This is a genomic window from Shinella sp. HZN7 (assembly GCF_001652565.1).
Lineage (GTDB): Bacteria > Pseudomonadota > Alphaproteobacteria > Rhizobiales > Rhizobiaceae > Shinella > Shinella granuli.
Genome location: NZ_CP015736.1, coordinates 2,838,531 through 2,852,562 on the forward strand (window position 1 = coordinate 2,838,531; position 14,032 = coordinate 2,852,562).

The 14,032-nt window shown below is 62.4% G+C and carries 17 protein-coding genes; all 17 read right to left on the bottom strand.

Annotated features, from left to right (window positions below):
• Position 1 precedes the first annotated feature (1 nt).
• Positions 2-271: a tail protein X gene (locus tag shn_RS13655; protein ID WP_064330896.1), complete on the bottom strand. Its 270-nt coding sequence runs from the start codon at positions 269-271 to the stop codon at positions 2-4.
• On the bottom strand, positions 268-744 hold the full coding sequence (locus tag shn_RS13660) for a phage tail protein (RefSeq protein WP_064330897.1): 477 nt from the start codon (positions 742-744) through the stop codon (positions 268-270). Before shn_RS13660 ends, shn_RS13655 begins: the two co-directional genes overlap by 4 nt.
• Positions 741-3,332 (bottom strand): tape measure protein, encoded by a 2,592-nt coding sequence (locus shn_RS13665; RefSeq protein WP_064330898.1) that lies wholly within the window; start codon positions 3,330-3,332, stop codon positions 741-743. Before shn_RS13665 ends, shn_RS13660 begins: the two co-directional genes overlap by 4 nt.
• Before the next feature lie 75 nt (positions 3,333-3,407).
• Positions 3,408-3,542, bottom strand: a complete 135-nt coding sequence (locus tag shn_RS37435; RefSeq protein ID WP_256388466.1) for a hypothetical protein — start codon at positions 3,540-3,542, stop codon at positions 3,408-3,410.
• A gap of 29 nt (positions 3,543-3,571) precedes the next feature.
• On the bottom strand, positions 3,572-3,907 hold the full coding sequence (locus shn_RS13670) for a hypothetical protein (protein WP_064330899.1): 336 nt from the start codon (positions 3,905-3,907) through the stop codon (positions 3,572-3,574).
• A gap of 81 nt (positions 3,908-3,988) precedes the next feature.
• Positions 3,989-4,297: a hypothetical protein gene (locus shn_RS13675; RefSeq protein WP_064330900.1), complete on the bottom strand. Its 309-nt coding sequence runs from the start codon at positions 4,295-4,297 to the stop codon at positions 3,989-3,991.
• A 40-nt stretch (positions 4,298-4,337) separates the two neighbouring features.
• The gene (locus shn_RS13680) at positions 4,338-4,844 is read right to left on the bottom strand and encodes a phage major tail tube protein (RefSeq protein WP_064330901.1); all 507 of its coding nucleotides are present in this window, start codon (positions 4,842-4,844) and stop codon (positions 4,338-4,340) included.
• A gap of 14 nt (positions 4,845-4,858) precedes the next feature.
• On the bottom strand, positions 4,859-6,127 hold the full coding sequence (locus shn_RS13685; protein WP_064330902.1) for a phage tail sheath subtilisin-like domain-containing protein: 1,269 nt from the start codon (positions 6,125-6,127) through the stop codon (positions 4,859-4,861).
• A gap of 3 nt (positions 6,128-6,130) precedes the next feature.
• The gene (locus shn_RS13690; protein ID WP_064330903.1) at positions 6,131-6,349 is read right to left on the bottom strand and encodes a hypothetical protein; all 219 of its coding nucleotides are present in this window, start codon (positions 6,347-6,349) and stop codon (positions 6,131-6,133) included.
• Positions 6,350-6,360: 11 nt separating this feature from the next.
• Positions 6,361-6,861, bottom strand: coding sequence for a Gp37 family protein (locus shn_RS13695; RefSeq protein WP_064330904.1), 501 nt, complete (start codon positions 6,859-6,861; stop codon positions 6,361-6,363).
• Entirely contained in the window at positions 6,858-7,325 is a 468-nt protein-coding gene (locus tag shn_RS13700; protein WP_064330905.1) for a phage protein Gp36 family protein, read from the bottom strand. The genes shn_RS13695 and shn_RS13700 overlap by 4 nt, the downstream gene beginning before the upstream one ends.
• An 82-nt stretch (positions 7,326-7,407) precedes the next feature.
• Positions 7,408-7,827: a hypothetical protein gene (locus shn_RS13705; protein ID WP_064330906.1), complete on the bottom strand. Its 420-nt coding sequence runs from the start codon at positions 7,825-7,827 to the stop codon at positions 7,408-7,410.
• A gap of 13 nt (positions 7,828-7,840) precedes the next feature.
• Positions 7,841-8,794: a major capsid protein gene (locus tag shn_RS13710; RefSeq protein WP_064330907.1), complete on the bottom strand. Its 954-nt coding sequence runs from the start codon at positions 8,792-8,794 to the stop codon at positions 7,841-7,843.
• An 11-nt stretch (positions 8,795-8,805) separates the two neighbouring features.
• Complete coding sequence (locus shn_RS13715) at positions 8,806-9,141, bottom strand: capsid cement protein (protein ID WP_064330908.1); 336 nt, start codon at positions 9,139-9,141, stop codon at positions 8,806-8,808.
• A 14-nt stretch (positions 9,142-9,155) separates the two neighbouring features.
• Positions 9,156-10,277 (bottom strand): hypothetical protein, encoded by a 1,122-nt coding sequence (locus tag shn_RS13720; RefSeq protein WP_064330909.1) that lies wholly within the window; start codon positions 10,275-10,277, stop codon positions 9,156-9,158.
• Positions 10,278-10,552: 275 nt separating this feature from the next.
• A complete protein-coding gene (locus shn_RS13725; protein WP_064330910.1) occupies positions 10,553-11,017 on the bottom strand; it encodes a phage virion morphogenesis protein in 465 nt (154 codons plus the stop codon).
• 102 nt (positions 11,018-11,119) lie between these two features.
• Positions 11,120-13,978: a DUF935 family protein gene (locus shn_RS35025; RefSeq protein ID WP_084437998.1), complete on the bottom strand. Its 2,859-nt coding sequence runs from the start codon at positions 13,976-13,978 to the stop codon at positions 11,120-11,122.
• Between the last annotated feature and the right edge of the window lie 54 nt (positions 13,979-14,032).

Genomic DNA, 14,032 nt, shown 5'->3' on the forward strand with positions numbered 1-14,032 from the left:
GTCATGCTCCATAAGAGGGGTTCGCGCGCTTCCATGGCGGCAGCGCATCCAGGTTGGTGGCTTCCTCGACGATGACGGGCACCTTCAGGACCAAGCCGCGCGGCAGGATCAGCGGCGGGATCGACAGGTCATCAAGCCAGAGGCGGCGATTGGCTTCGAGCAGCACCGTCTGCTTGTCCGGATCGCCATAGTAGCGATAGGCGAGCAGGTCCCACCGATCACCGGCAATCGTCTTGTGCTCGAAATACTCGCCGGTGAACCTGTCCGTCATCTGCGGACCTCCGGATTGTCGCCGGCTGTCGCCGAGGTCGCCGCCGCACGCGACTTCGCGATGGAATTGATCAGCGCATAGAGGCCACCGGCAACCGGGTCCTCAAGCAAGCTGATCGTCGCCTCGATCCGCACCGGGACACCCCGGCTGCTGGTCTTGGCAATGCGCCCGCTGAGCGCCTCGACAAGCCAGCGCTTGCCGTCATAGCCACCGGAGCCGAGCGACAGGGAATTCGGCGTCTTGGTGAGAAACGCCATCTGAAGCTTGGCGAATTCCTGTTCTACGTCGCAGAATTCCTCCGACAGGAAGAATTCGAAGTTCCGCACGTCCAGCTCGGAACCGACGTCCTGGACGACGGGTTTGCCACGCGTGACGGCATGCTGGACGAAGGTGTTGGTGAAACTGAAGTCGTGACTGATCGGCCCGGTGACCGGGGCAACCCCTAACGGGATATCGCCGAGAAGGTAGATCATGTGGACGTTCTCCCCTCACGACGCTTTTCCTCCTCCAGCAGCCGGGCGATTTCCCGCGAGTGCTGGCGGAGCTGCTCGGCGAAACTCTGCTGGGCCGAAGCCAGATCACCGGAAAGGTGGATCGTCGGCGAATAGACGATCGAAGCGCCTGCGGACTGCTGCCCTGCCTGCGCCCCGCCTCCCGACTGCGCCGAGACGCGAGCGACCTCCGCCCGTGCAGCATCGGCTCCGGTAACAGGCAAGCTCGTTTCCGCCATCGATGGCGCTGCCATGCTTGCCGCTCCCATCGTCGCCAGCGCGGCCGCGCGCATCGCTTTCACCATGGGCTCCGACCTGATGCTTGACGCGATGGTCTCGCCGAATTTGAGCCGGTGAATGTCGGACAACGGCCCGACCTTGGCCGGAGAGGACGGCAGATGATCGCGGACCATCTGTGTGACCTTGCGGATTTCCTCGACGACGACGGCGGCACGTGCACGGATACCTGCCGCCAGCGTATCCATCATCGCCACGCCCTGCGGATAGAAATTCACGGCGGCGAGTGTCGCCTCCGCCTGCCGGATCGCCGCCGTGACAGAGACGGAAATCTTGCTGGCGGCGGCATCCAGCGCCGAAACACGCGCCATCGCCTGCCCGGTATCGATCGCCGCCACGGCGTGAAGGTCGGTGCGGAGCCCGGCCACGGCCTGCGCCGTCGCCTGGATAGTCGCCGGATCGGCTGTGTCGATCGAAAGCGCGTTCTCCCCAAAGGAAAATGCCGATTTCACCTTCGCCCAGGCCGTGCCAAGCCGTTCTGACACAACGCCGATGGCGTTGATTGCCCTTTCGCTGAAGTCGGAAAGGTATCCGACGATATCGGGCAATTCGGGCAAGGTCAGCGCCGGCAGCTTCGGCCATTCGAATTCAGGCAGCGAAGGCCACGAGAAATCAGGAAGAAGGTCGCCCCACTCGAAACGGGGAATGAATTCGAGCCACCGGATGGGGAAAATGTAAGACGCCCAGCTCAGCGCTGTCAGCACGTCACCCCATTCGAGCGAAGGCAGATTATCCCATGCCGCGCTGAGTTGCGTACTGATACTGGAAAGGGCATCCAGCGCCATCTTCCCCGCCGTCGCGTGCAACTCGACAAATGCCGACATTGCCGCCATCGGATCGATACCGGTGAAGCGAGCTATGGCGTCAACGACCTTCTGCGCGCCGGCCGTGATCGTGCCCCACAGATCGACGAAGAAAGCCTTGATCGGCTCCCAGTTCAGATAGATCGCGGCGGCACCCGCCACGATCGCGGCGACGGCGAGCATGATCGGGTTCGCCATCAAGGCGGCGCCGAGCATGGAAAGGCCCATGGCGATCTGGACAAGGCCGGCGGCGGTGGAAATCAGCGTGGATCCGAAAGCAATGCTCGCCAGCACCATGGCGAGGTTTTCCCAGCCACCGACATAGTCCGCCGCCATCTTCAGATAGACCGCCAGCCTTTCGAAGATTTCGTAAACGCGTATGGCAAACGTCCAGCCATTTTCCAGAACCTGAATGATCCTGTTGCTGATATCTGTCGCCCACTGATCTAACGTGCCATCGGAGGCCATCCGATCAATGGTGCTGTTCAGCAACTCCAGCTTGCCCTTCATCCAATCGAAGAGCCCGGCATTCATGATCGACAGCTTAAACTGGAGCCACGTGTCAGAGAGCTTGCTAATCAAGCCGTCCCATGTGCGTGCCATCTTGCCGGATGCGCCGGCATTTCGACGCCCCATTTCGTCAATGATTGCCTGAATGGCCTTCCTACCGAGCTTGCCCTTCGAGGCCATGTCCTGAAGCTGCGCGGCTGTCTTCCCGTATTTTTCCGAAAGGATTTCCCAGACAGGCACGCCGCGCTCCAGAAGTTGGAGCGCTTCCTCCCCCTGCAGCTTCTGCTTCGTCCAGGCCTGACCGAGCGCCAGCGTCAAACCGTCAAGCTGCTCGACCCCTTTGCCCGAAGCCGCCATCGTGTCAGTCAATGCCTGTAAGGTGCCATTGGTAGGATCGAGGCCGAACGTCTTTAGGTTTCGGTAGCTTTCAACGACCTGATCCAGTTCCAGCGGCGTATCGACGGCGAATTTTGTTATCCATGCCATCGCCTCCCGCCCCTTGGCGGCAGAACCTTCGAGGGTTTCCAGCTGGATATTGTAGCTTTCGAAGGCTGTGGCTGTTTCAAGAAGCCCGCCAGCGGCTAATGCAGCCGTGCCATACCAAGCGGTCACCGCCCCTGCCGCAACAGTCAGCCCTCGAAAGACCTTCTTTGCTCCGGATTGGACCTGACCGAAGCCTGCCTTTCCCAATGCTACGGTCTTTTTGTGAAGCGCTACGGTAGCGCGCGCAGCAGCGTTGGCTCCTGCAACGACGGCATTATAGGCGGAGCGGGCAACACCGCCGATGCGGGAAAGAGCGGATGCGTGTTTTTCCGTTGCCTTCGCGGCACCATTGGAAGCGGCAGCGCCAGTCTTGGCCCCTGCCTGCATTGCCTTGGCGGTCTTCTTCTCCGCCGCCGCGATCTTGGACATAACCCTTGTCGCGCGGTCGATGCCCTCGAAAACCATCGCGAAGCGCATGGCAAAAACTCCATCCGGTGTCCCGAATGGAGTTCGCACATTATATAGGAGAGAAGCACCCGGACATGTGTCCGGTCAGTTCTTGCCGGAGGCCTTGCGGATCGCATCCGCCTTCGCCTCTTCAAGCTTCACGGCCTCGTCATACCAGAAACCGAATTCGGCTTCATTCATGGCATTCAGATCGCCGTCCGTCCAGCCCAGCCCGATCATGAAGACGTGCTGGGCCGGCGCTGAAAGCGTCAGGCCGCGTCCTTCCCGTTTCCCTCGGCATCGTCATCGCCGAAGATTTCGCCGAGCAGCTCAATCGTGTCAGCGGCCGGCACCAGTTCGGAAAGGTCGGTGATGGTGATCTGTTCACCGTCGAACAGCACGACCTCACACATGAAAGCGGCCTGCGCCTTCGCGTTATCGCCCTTGGCGACCCGCTGCGCGGCCATCCAGCGACCATGGTTGATGAACTTCGGGATGGTGGCGGTGACACCGCTTTCGGCAAGGAGGAATTCGTAGCTGCCGCTCTTCGCCTCCTTGTTCGCCTTCAGCTTCCTGATGATTGCGCGCTCTGCCTTCTCGGCCATGTCAAATCCTCGGATCGTCGTTAAAAATGAAGAGAAACCGGCCGCGCCTAACGCGGCCGGCAGAAATGCCCTTCAGGATCGTCAGCAGCGCAGGCGCGTTTCGACGAAGTTCAGGGCATCGGTCTTCAGGCTCTCGGCATAGTCCGGGTGCAGCACCGGTGCGCCGTTGCCCGAACTTCGCCAGAAGGCGGTGTCGACGTCCTGGCGGACGGTCACCGTCGCGAGCATGACATGGGGCGAGCCGTACTTTTCGAAGTCGGCAGCGCCGATTTCGAAGCCCGCCGAAAAGGCACGATCATGCGCCGAAGCCGGCGACATCAGCAGAGAAACGGCCAGCAGCGCGACGGCGGCGAGCCCGGTAAAGAGAGGGAAGAGATGGTATCGCTTCATAGGTTCCTCGATACGCGTTACGAATTGCCCGGACGCGCGATCAGCGCGGCCAGACGGGTTCACCGTCGATGTTGTAGATGTTGTTGAAGCCATCATATTCGACGATGGGGGTCTGGTCGCCGTAGACCTTCTGCATCCAGTAGGTGATGGACACGTCGATCTCGCCCCCGAGGGGCTCGCCGAGCTTTGCGGTACGGCCACCGGATTTCATGGTCTGGAAGCGGATATGGGTGATGACCGTATGGGACGCCTCCCGGTCCAGACCGTCCGGTCCCATCATGTCCACATAGGAGTGAAGCTGGAAACGGTGGGCGATGGTCGGGTTGAGGATCGTCCGGCTGACGCTCGCCGCCAGATAGGAGAAGGTGAACTTGCCGGCGACGGACTGCAAAGGCCGCCCGGGCAGCTTCATGATGCTGACCATGCCGAGGGCGCTGTGCTCGACTTCCTGGTGCTCCAGCTCGCCGAGGTCGATTTCGGAAATATGGCCGACGAGGTTCGTCTCGTTGAGGTAGACGTCGCCGGCCGTGATCTGTCCAAGGTTCATGGGAACAGCACTCCTTACGCCGCGAGCGACAGGGCGTCGCGGATGAACGAGGTGTCGACGTAGGAGTGCGTGGTGAGGCGCTCCATGACCGAAACCGGATGGGTCTTGAGGATGTAGTGGAACTTGCCGTCAGCGACCTGCGCCGAGGTGTTTTTCTCCAGATCGAAGCGGAACGTCCCGCCATAGAAGGCCGGATCGGTCCCGCCCGACTTCTCGCGCAGCCAGCCGTTGACCCCATCCTCGCACGCTTCGATCATGTGGCGCGAGCCGAGCTGATCGATATAGTTCATGACGTAGAAGATGATCGTCTCATGCGCCATATCGAGGATACGGCGCGCATGGATGAAGTTCTCGACGTGGTTGCTGGTCGGGAAAGCCGCCGAGCGGTTGCCGAAGGTGCGGAAGCCCGTCGCGAAAGATCGCATCGCCGTGACGATACCGGCTTCGTTGAGGAAGTTGGTGTCGTTCTGGTAGTCGGACGGATAGAAGTTGATCGGCGTTTCGAGGCCGACAACACCCTTGATCTCCCGGTTCGACGGCGAATGGTGCCAGCCGCGCTCCAGGTCGTTGGCGATGATGACGCCGGCAAGGCGCGACGACAGGGGATCGAAGCGGGTTTCCGCCGCGCCCGTCGTGTCCTCGATCTCGACATGCGGATAGCAAAGCACCGTGCGGGCGCTTGACGTGTTTGCCGTGCCCTCCGCGCCGCGCGCTTCCACGGCCTGCTGTTTGGTGAGACCGAGGGGCAGATCGGCGATGGCGATGCCGTTGAGGCGGCTTGCCACCACGTCCATCTCAGCCCTTACGATCGCCGTGGGCGAATAGCCTGGGGTCAGGAACAGCTTCGGGAAGTAGCCGAACCGGTTGTAGCACTCGTAAGCGCCCTTCGCGCCCGTGGCGAGGCCGGCCGGCGAGATCGTCCCGTTGATCTCCTGCGGCGTGACCTTCGACACGTCGGGCGTCGTCTCTTCCTTGTGGAAGTCCGGGTCGAACACGTTGTTGACGATGATGGTGCCGCCCGCACCCTGATCGAAGATCGCGTCCAGGGCGGCCGGGATCGTGAAACCTGCCTCGTGCTCACCGAAGGCGGCGGCAGCTTCGTCGCGGGTGCGGATGACGATACGCTTGTTGATGAACGCCGCTCGCTTCGTGGGCGTATCGTGCAGCTCGTGGATCGGCGCTGTGCCGTTGAGATAGGTCACAGCCGACTTGACGTCGCGGATGACCTGAGAGCCGGTCTTGTACTCGATTACCTCGGGACCGTGATGGAAAGTAGCTGCCATGGATCAGGCTCCTGCGGGCGTTTCGGCGGGCGCGGCGGTCTCACCGGTTTCGGTGGTGAGGAGCTGGCGCTCGATGAGGTTCATGATGATGGGGTGATCCAGCGGCAGGTCGGTATAGGCGCGACCGGGAAACAAGGTCCGGGTGTGGGTGCGTGTTTCGTCGAAGGAGGTCACCGGGCCGGTGTAGCGATAGGCGTTCTTGACGGTCGGCTGCTTTGCCATGGCGTTACCTTTCAGGGCTGAACGGGGATTGCCGGCCGCATCAAGGTCTGAAGCGGCGTGACGGGGTGCTGGCGGGGAACCGCCTGAAGCGGGAGCGCAATGACGATCTGCCAGCGCCAGATGCCGCCCTTCTCTTCCTCGAGCGCATCACGGACGATGCGGGCGGGACCGGAGCCGGCGAAGGGCTTGCCCTGGATGGCAAGGCGGATGTCCTCAAGATGCCGGTACGCGCCGCCCTGTCCGCGCAACGATCGGCAGAGCAGTACCAGGGAGAACTGCATGCCGCGCGCCTGGACGGCATTGGCCGGGCCGGACGGGTCGGCATAGCGGGAAGCGGAATAGTGGATGAGCAGCGCGGCCGGCAGGTTCGAAAAGTCGTACTGGCCGGGATCGTTCGGGAACGCTTCGACCTTGCACTGTCCGGATACGCTTTCCTTCAGGTGCTCCAGCAGTGCGTCCTCAATCTGCTCGATGACGCCGGGGCTGCGCACGTTTCTAACGACATCGGTCATTGCCGCCACCCGTCCAGGATGGAAGGCACGGGCGAAGGCGGGATGATCGCCTCGACGCGGGCGGAACCGGCCTCGCCGTTCACGGGCTCGCCCGCGATCGGCAGTTCGAATTTCCCGGTGGCGACCGCCTTGATGTTGGCCATGGCGGCGTCGTGGCGATCCTGCACGATCTTGTCGACCTGCCCCTGACCGCCGGAACGCGAACGCAAGCGATAACGGGCAACATCCGTGATGAGGCCCTTGACAAGGTCGGGCGTTGCTTCCGGGGTCAGGGTTTCGATGACGGCATAGCGCGCGCGGGCGTAGCCGATCAGCAGGTCTTCGGCATAGGCGATGGCGGTCTCGATCTTCGGCAGATCGAGCGTACGCCCGGCCGCGTCGTTCAGGTTGCCGATGCCGGCGACCTGCGACAGCTCGTCGAGGCCGATGGTATCCCTGAATTCTTCGATCGTTAGAAACCGCATCGCGTCATCGTCCATTTTGGGAAGGTGCGGCGCGGCTGAGGAGAAGCAGCCGCGCCGCTGGTGGAAAGCCTGGCTTGGGAGATCAGGCTTTCTTCGCTGCGCCCTTGGCGCCCGGAGTATTCGCGGTGGCGGCTTCCAGCTCGGCGATACGGTTGCGGAGCGTGCCGGCTTCCACCTCGGCATCGGCCGCGCGCTTTTCGAGCGCCTGGACTTCGGCGAGATGATCGGCCTTCAGTGTGGCGATGGCGTCAGCCTGCTGGTCTTCGGCCATGGTCTGGTAGTGATCCAGGGCCGTGGACCAGTGGGCGTCGCGTTCGGCGATGATGGTCGCAACATCGACAACAGGTGTTGCCGACGCCGTCACCTCGTCCGCGTTGATGACGCCGGAAGCGGCGAGCTGGAGGGCCACCGTCAAGGTAACGGGAACCGATTTTCCGGCCGGCTCCCGAACGCCGTTCACCTTTGCCGGGCCGGTCAGCGTGACGTAGAAGGTCTCGTCCATGTTGTTCTCCCGATCAGGCCGGCGAAGAGCCGGCGTTCTGGAAGAGGAAGCCGCCTTCGGCTCCGACGAGGAGAGGCCGGCGCTCGACCGTGGTCGGATAGACCCACGACTTGATGGAGCGCTCGTAGTAGGGCTGCTCGACCATCGGATAGCCGATCAGCTCATAGGTGTAGGCGTAGCTCGGCACCTGGAAATTGTCGCCGGCCTCCGGAACGTAGGCGAGCACGGCATCATCGCCCCAAACGTCGTTGGCGAGGTCGGCATCCGACGCCGTTTCCGGCAGATAGACGGCCGAGCCGACAACCACCTTCTTGATGTCGAAATAGGCGGCGAGCATTTCCGTCGAGATGCTGTCCTTCGACGTGTACTTGAACTGCTCCTTGATCTTCGGATGGTTTTTCAGAGCGTTCGCGGCGTTCGGACCAAGCGCCAGCGTGTTCGGATAGCGACCGATCGAGCGGCGGATCACTTCCTTCGCCGCATCGAAATCACCCTTGGGGTCGGAAGTGGCGCTCGCCCAGCGATCAGCGCCGGCCAGCGCCAGCTTGTGGTTCGCGGCATAGCTGGCCGGGTTGCGCGCGAGATTGGCGCTGTCGATCTCCAGATTGAGATCGAGAACGTCGAGCACCATGTTGACCGCGCCCGCGCCGAGGTCGATGCCCGGCACCTTCTCCGCTTCCTGCTGGTGCTCGGTCGGCACGATACCTTCCAGCGAATCCTGCACCAGGGCGACCGGATCGGCGGCGTAGCCGTACTGCACGCGCTTCGTGACGGAGCCCGGCGCGCGACGGGTGTTGAGCTTGCGGAAGGCTTCCTTGCCGAACTTGATGGTCAGCATGGAGCGGTTCGGGATCGACACGCGCGGGAAGAGCGCGGAGGCGATGAAGGTCGAATTGCGATAGCCGCGCGCATGCGTCGAGAGGATCGGATCGATGACGGCGGCGGTACGCTGGTTCAAAGGAGCCATTGTGCTGTTTCCTAACGAATGAGGATTTCGACGAACTCGCCGTCTGCGGCGGCGGTCAGGGCGGTAGCGAAGACATTGGCCGGGGTGGCACCGGCAACCTTGACGCCGCCACCAGCGGCGGAGACGAGTTTCGCGCCCTTGGTGATGACACCGCTGGCCCGGACGCGGTGGAAACCGATCGCGGTCACCGCTACGTCGAGACCGATGGTTGCGGGAGCCTGCGCAACGCCCTTCACGGCGGCGTCCTCCGTCGTGATCTTCGCGTCGTTGAAATCGACAAGATCATGCGCGGCAAAGACGGAAGTCGCGGTGGCGGTCAGCGAAAGGATGGCGTGAAAGTACTGCATGGCGGAAAGCCTCCTCAGGAAACGGCGGCGACGGCATCGAGCCACGCCGTACCGGGATGGGATTTCTGATAGGCGACCGCCTTGGCGTGCAATTCCATGCCGGAAGGATCGACCGCACGGCCATCGGCGGCGAAGGACGCCGTCCGCGAGCCCTCGCCGGGATCGTCGGGGAGATCGAGCGCGCCGAAGTTCACGACGATCGGCTGCGCGGCAAGCAGATCGCGCAGCGCCTGGGCGACGGGAACCGCCGTTTCGCCGGCCGCGAAGGACACGGCCGCTTCGGCCGGAACACCGTCGAGAATGGTGACGAGCTTGTCCTTGGAAGCCGGCAGGAGCCGACCTTCCGTCACCAGCTTTTCCGCGAAGGAAACGTTGGCGTCGTGCGCGATTTCGGTTTCGCGCTTCATCAGCGCCGCCTCGCGGGCGGTCAGGTCGGCATCGCGCGCGGCGAAGGCCGGATCGAGCTGGATCACAGCAGGCTCCTTCTTGTCAGGGACGGGTGCGGGGGGCGTGGAGAAGGCCGGGCGGACCTCGGGCGTCTTCTCGATCTCGGTTTCGGCGAGCCATTCGAGGCGGTAGGCCGGCAGCGCCTTGTCGGCGTCCTCCATCCCGAAGCGTTCGATGAAAAATTCACGGATGCTGCGGAAGAGGCTGGCCGCATCCTCGAAACCGCGCTCACCGAAGGCGGCGGCAAAGGTGACGATCGACGCCGGGTCGGCGAACTGGACGTTCTGAAGGCCGGTCACGGCCGGGGCCGCGCCACCGAGGAAGCCGATATGCTTCGGATACCATGTGCCGGGTACGGGATTTGCAGCGGCGTCCGGACGATGGAAGGACAGCGACACCTTTTTATAGGTGCCGTTGCGTACAGCTTCAGCGAAGGCGGGATTGATTTCGCCGACCGTGGCATAGAGCCGACCGGTGGATGCGTCGTAGTCGAAAGACTGCGCCCAGCCGAATGCCGGCGCATCGGTATCGGGATGACCGACGACGATCGGCGCGGGGGCCTGGTCGTAATTGTAGGCGTCGGCGCTCGCCCGCAGATCGGCGGCGGTATAGGTCAGCGAACCGCCCTGCATCGGCGTAAACGTGCCGGGGCGGAAAACTTCGATGCGGGCGGTCGGCTTGGCGGGCATGGCGGCTCCAGAAACAATCTGGGGCGACCATGCGGTGCGCTAAAAAACAAAACACCCGGACACATGTCCGGGCGATCAAGTTAGTGGGTTCGGCCGCACAATGCGTCAGGTCGGAAATGGTTTCAAGGGCAGATCGCGTTCCGCAGGGCGGCGACGGCGGCGCGATGGCCTCTCATTCGATTTCTAACGGGGGTCTAACGGGGCACGAACCCAAAATCGGTATGTGCGGACGTCCCAAGCGTCCGCGCGCGTCAGCAGCCGGATTTCTGCGAAGGTCATTCGACAGCCAGCCACTCCTCCGCGAGAGCGAGAATTTCCTCTTCATCTTCAGCCGAAACCCCGAGATACGGACGCGGTTCGATGACGGCACCTTTCATGTATCCCTTCGATTCACCGCCAAAGTGCTGGATGGCCGCATAGACGAGCGCCGTCCCGATCCGGACCTCGGTGGCGCTGGCCTGCATGTTGATAGAGCCACGCAACGCGCCGGACACACGAAGGATGGGCGTCGGACCATGGCCGGCCGCTTCACGGCGGGCGATCGTCACGGCAGACAAGCCCTTCCACTTCTCTCCATCTGGCCCCTGCTCATTGTCGAAGTTGTCGCCGACCGAATTGAGCAGGTGCTCGCCGACATTCTTGTAGAAGCCCTCGGCGTTCGCCATTCGGTCGATCAGCTCGGCGAGCTTGGCGCGCATATCGGCATCGTCGACCGTGACCTTGTAGCTGATGCCCGACATTGGACTTTCCCTCGTGTGAAACCTATATTGGTCTTGTCAGTGAGCGAGACCGGCGATGGTCACGCCAGTTCGCTGGCATGAAGGCCGGATCGCCCCGGCCTTTTACTTTTTGGGGCGCTTGTAGACGAGCTTGCCGACGCGGCGCTTCTCCAGGGCGGCGAAATCGGCCGCGCCCTTCTTGTCCGTGAAATCGAAGCTGGTGATCGCCTCCCAGGTCTTTTCTCCGATCTCGAAAACGATCTGGATCGCGGTCTTGGGATCGACGCGGATGTAGCGACGGTCCACGACCAGGTCTCCGCTTTCGACCTTGCGCGCAACACCCATCCAGATCTCGTCGGGATCGAGCAAGGCTTCCGCCATCATGGCAAGCACGCGGTGGCGGTTCCGCTTCAGGGCCTTGAACTGGCCCTCACGGTTTCGGAAGAGTTGGTCGGAAACCGGGATATGCGCACCGGCCTTGTCCTCGAACAAGACGCCCTGGTCGATGTCCGCTCCGAAGGGCTTGAGGAACGTGCGGACATAATCTTCTGGTTGGAGGCCGTCTTCCAGGAGCTGGGCCTTGAACGGCTTGGCCGATTTGAGAAGATCGGCAACGGGTTCCGGCTCGTCGATCGCCACGACCATGCGGGGATTGTCGAGGAGTTCCCGACCCTCATCCATAAGAGATGACGGGACGAGGCCGCGCTCCCATAGATCGCCCGGCATGTAGTCCCAGCCGATCCCGACGCCCTGCGGCTGTTCGATCAGCTTGCCGGAGACGGGGTCAATGACGGGCTCCATCAGCGCGGCCGGCGATTCATCCAGTTCCTTCCCCATGCGCTTCAAATCCCGCCACGAGCGAGACCGCACACCACAGGAGCAAAGCCAGTCGTTCGGCGGGAAATGCGTTAGCCAGAAGGGATCATCGTGCGCGAGGCACATGCGATGCCATGCCTCGTGCTGACGGCGTGGAAACTTCGGGCGGCGGGTTTCGCCATGGCGATATTCCCAGATCGGGCGCAGCTTCAGGACATCCGGGTCCCGCATCTGCTTCAGCCGGCCCGCCATGTGGCTCGTGCGCATGTTCGTCTCGAAGATGACACGGGTCCGCCAGCCGCGTTCGCCCTTGTATGCCCAGCCGTGTTTCGCGACGATGCGGTCGAAATCGCCACGGAACGCTTCCAGCGTAGTGCCTTTCTCCATCGCATCGGCAATGGCGGTCTGGAACTCCGAGAGCATCGCAAGATCAGTCGCGCCCGCAATGACGAAGGCGCGGTCGTGAGTGCCGCGCAGAGCGTCGGTCCACACCTTGGTCGGTTTCCCGCGTTTCTGGCGGAAAAATTCGATCTGCTCTTTGAAGGGCTGATTGAAGACCTCAGCATCAGCGAAGTCCGTCTCGTCCTCGCCGTCAAGGAAGACAGCTTCCCGGCCGCGAAGGGCGGCAAGCTCCAGGGCATCGCCGAGGAGATTTCCTAACGCGATAGGCGACCATTTCGCGCCGAGCTGGAGGATGGCGCGGGTGGCGGCCGGGAAGTCAGCAGCAGCATCCAGGGCGGCTTTGATCGCGTCCAGGCGGCGGGTGAAATGTCCCGCCGCCAGTTCCTCCACCCGGTCGGTCAATTCCTCGACCGGATCGGGTTCCACCGCAAACGTTACGCCGTCACTGAAGTTTTTTTTTACGCCGACCGGCCCGAAGAGCGCTGCAAAGGTCGGGTTTTCCTTTGCGAGCTGGCGGAGGTCACGGTCCCGCTTTCCGCCCTCCATGAAGGCGAAGCGGGCCTCAACCAGGCGGTCGATCGCCGTATCGGACAGCGCATGCGTAAGCTCGAAGGATACGATGAACTCCCGCGCCACGTCGTCGTCATCGAACTTTGCAGCCGTCGAGACGATTTCGACAAGCGCGGAATGTTCCGATGTCGCTGCTTCGGCCCGCGATTTCCGCGTTTCAGCCTTGGCCTTTTCGTTCTTTGGACGGACACGCCAGATACGGGGAACACCTGCACCGGGAAAGTTATAATCGACCAGCCATGCCACGAGCTGCTCATACAGCGTGTCCGACAGGTGATCGGCATCGCTATCGACCAGCATGCTCAGCATATCCGCATGGGTTTCGGCGGCGGATCGCGAACCGCTCGAACCGATATCCGTCGTCAGCGTCTCACCGAGAATGCAGATGGAAATCTGCTTGTCCCAATAAGTAAGCCAGTCCTGATAGGACACATTGCCGGAACGGGCCGCTTCGAGGAACTTGACGTCCGTGCCGATCGGCACGGTAATCGCCGATGAGGTTCGGATGGCGGCAAGGTCGTTGAGCAGTTTCTGTTGCTCTTCCGAAATCATGCCGTAGGGCGTCTGCGCGATGGCCGTCGGGCCGGCATACTTGTCGAGAAAGTGCAGCCAGAAGGCAACGCCTTCCCGTTTGAACAGCACCGCCCAGAACAGCTGGTGGCCAAGGCCCAGACCATAGGGATTGTTGCCGATGACACCATGGCGATGAACGATGAACTTCCGATCGGGAAGCTCGACACCGTCGTTGATGTTCGTCCAGGTGCGCAGACGTGGTTTGCTGTCCTGACCGAAGGCGAAGCGGCGCTGGTCGTGGCTGACGATACGCTCGGGCACGATCCGGTCACCCTTGCGGCTCCACACCACTTCCGAGACGGCAAAGCCTTTCAGCAAGGCACCGCCAGACAGCTCCTCGCAAAGGCGATCGAACGGAAGGCCGTTGACAACGTCGCGCACGAAGTCCGCAGCCTCGATGTCGCGGGGCGCTTCGGAGGCGCCATTCACCTCCCAGTCGCGGGCGATCAGCTGTTTGTTTCGCTTGGCGAGGCAGGCCGACGCATGGGTGTCACGCTTGATCTCGTCATAGATTTTAAGACCCTTGCCGCCGCCTCGCTGCAAGAGCGTGTCGTCGGCATGCTGGAGCGCGCCCGAGAAGAACGGGATGGTGATATCGTTCTGGACGTTCGCGACAAGCATACGGGCTTCGGTCGGAAGGTTCTTCCTGTCGGGCGTGGCTGCGAAGCGTGCTGC

Coding starts and splice junctions, on each gene's coding strand:
- shn_RS13725 (WP_064330910.1), bottom strand. CDS start 11,017: ATGTCGGGCATCAGCTACAAGGTCACGGTCGACGATGCCGATATGCGC.
- shn_RS13680 (WP_064330901.1), bottom strand. CDS start 4,844: ATGAACCTTGGACAGATCACGGCCGGCGACGTCTACCTCAACGAGACG.
- shn_RS13720 (WP_064330909.1), bottom strand. CDS start 10,277: ATGCCCGCCAAGCCGACCGCCCGCATCGAAGTTTTCCGCCCCGGCACG.
- shn_RS13660 (WP_064330897.1), bottom strand. CDS start 744: ATGATCTACCTTCTCGGCGATATCCCGTTAGGGGTTGCCCCGGTCACC.
- shn_RS13685 (WP_064330902.1), bottom strand. CDS start 6,127: ATGGCAGCTACTTTCCATCACGGTCCCGAGGTAATCGAGTACAAGACC.
- shn_RS13705 (WP_064330906.1), bottom strand. CDS start 7,827: ATGGACGAGACCTTCTACGTCACGCTGACCGGCCCGGCAAAGGTGAAC.
- shn_RS13700 (WP_064330905.1), bottom strand. CDS start 7,325: ATGCGGTTTCTAACGATCGAAGAATTCAGGGATACCATCGGCCTCGAC.
- shn_RS13695 (WP_064330904.1), bottom strand. CDS start 6,861: ATGACCGATGTCGTTAGAAACGTGCGCAGCCCCGGCGTCATCGAGCAG.
- shn_RS35025 (WP_084437998.1), bottom strand. CDS start 13,978: ATGCTTGTCGCGAACGTCCAGAACGATATCACCATCCCGTTCTTCTCG.
- shn_RS13715 (WP_064330908.1), bottom strand. CDS start 9,141: ATGCAGTACTTTCACGCCATCCTTTCGCTGACCGCCACCGCGACTTCC.
- shn_RS13670 (WP_064330899.1), bottom strand. CDS start 3,907: ATGGCCGAGAAGGCAGAGCGCGCAATCATCAGGAAGCTGAAGGCGAAC.
- shn_RS37435 (WP_256388466.1), bottom strand. CDS start 3,542: ATGATCGGGCTGGGCTGGACGGACGGCGATCTGAATGCCATGAATGAA.
- shn_RS13710 (WP_064330907.1), bottom strand. CDS start 8,794: ATGGCTCCTTTGAACCAGCGTACCGCCGCCGTCATCGATCCGATCCTC.
- shn_RS13665 (WP_064330898.1), bottom strand. CDS start 3,332: ATGCGCTTCGCGATGGTTTTCGAGGGCATCGACCGCGCGACAAGGGTT.
- shn_RS13690 (WP_064330903.1), bottom strand. CDS start 6,349: ATGGCAAAGCAGCCGACCGTCAAGAACGCCTATCGCTACACCGGCCCG.
- shn_RS13655 (WP_064330896.1), bottom strand. CDS start 271: ATGACGGACAGGTTCACCGGCGAGTATTTCGAGCACAAGACGATTGCC.
- shn_RS13675 (WP_064330900.1), bottom strand. CDS start 4,297: ATGAAGCGATACCATCTCTTCCCTCTCTTTACCGGGCTCGCCGCCGTC.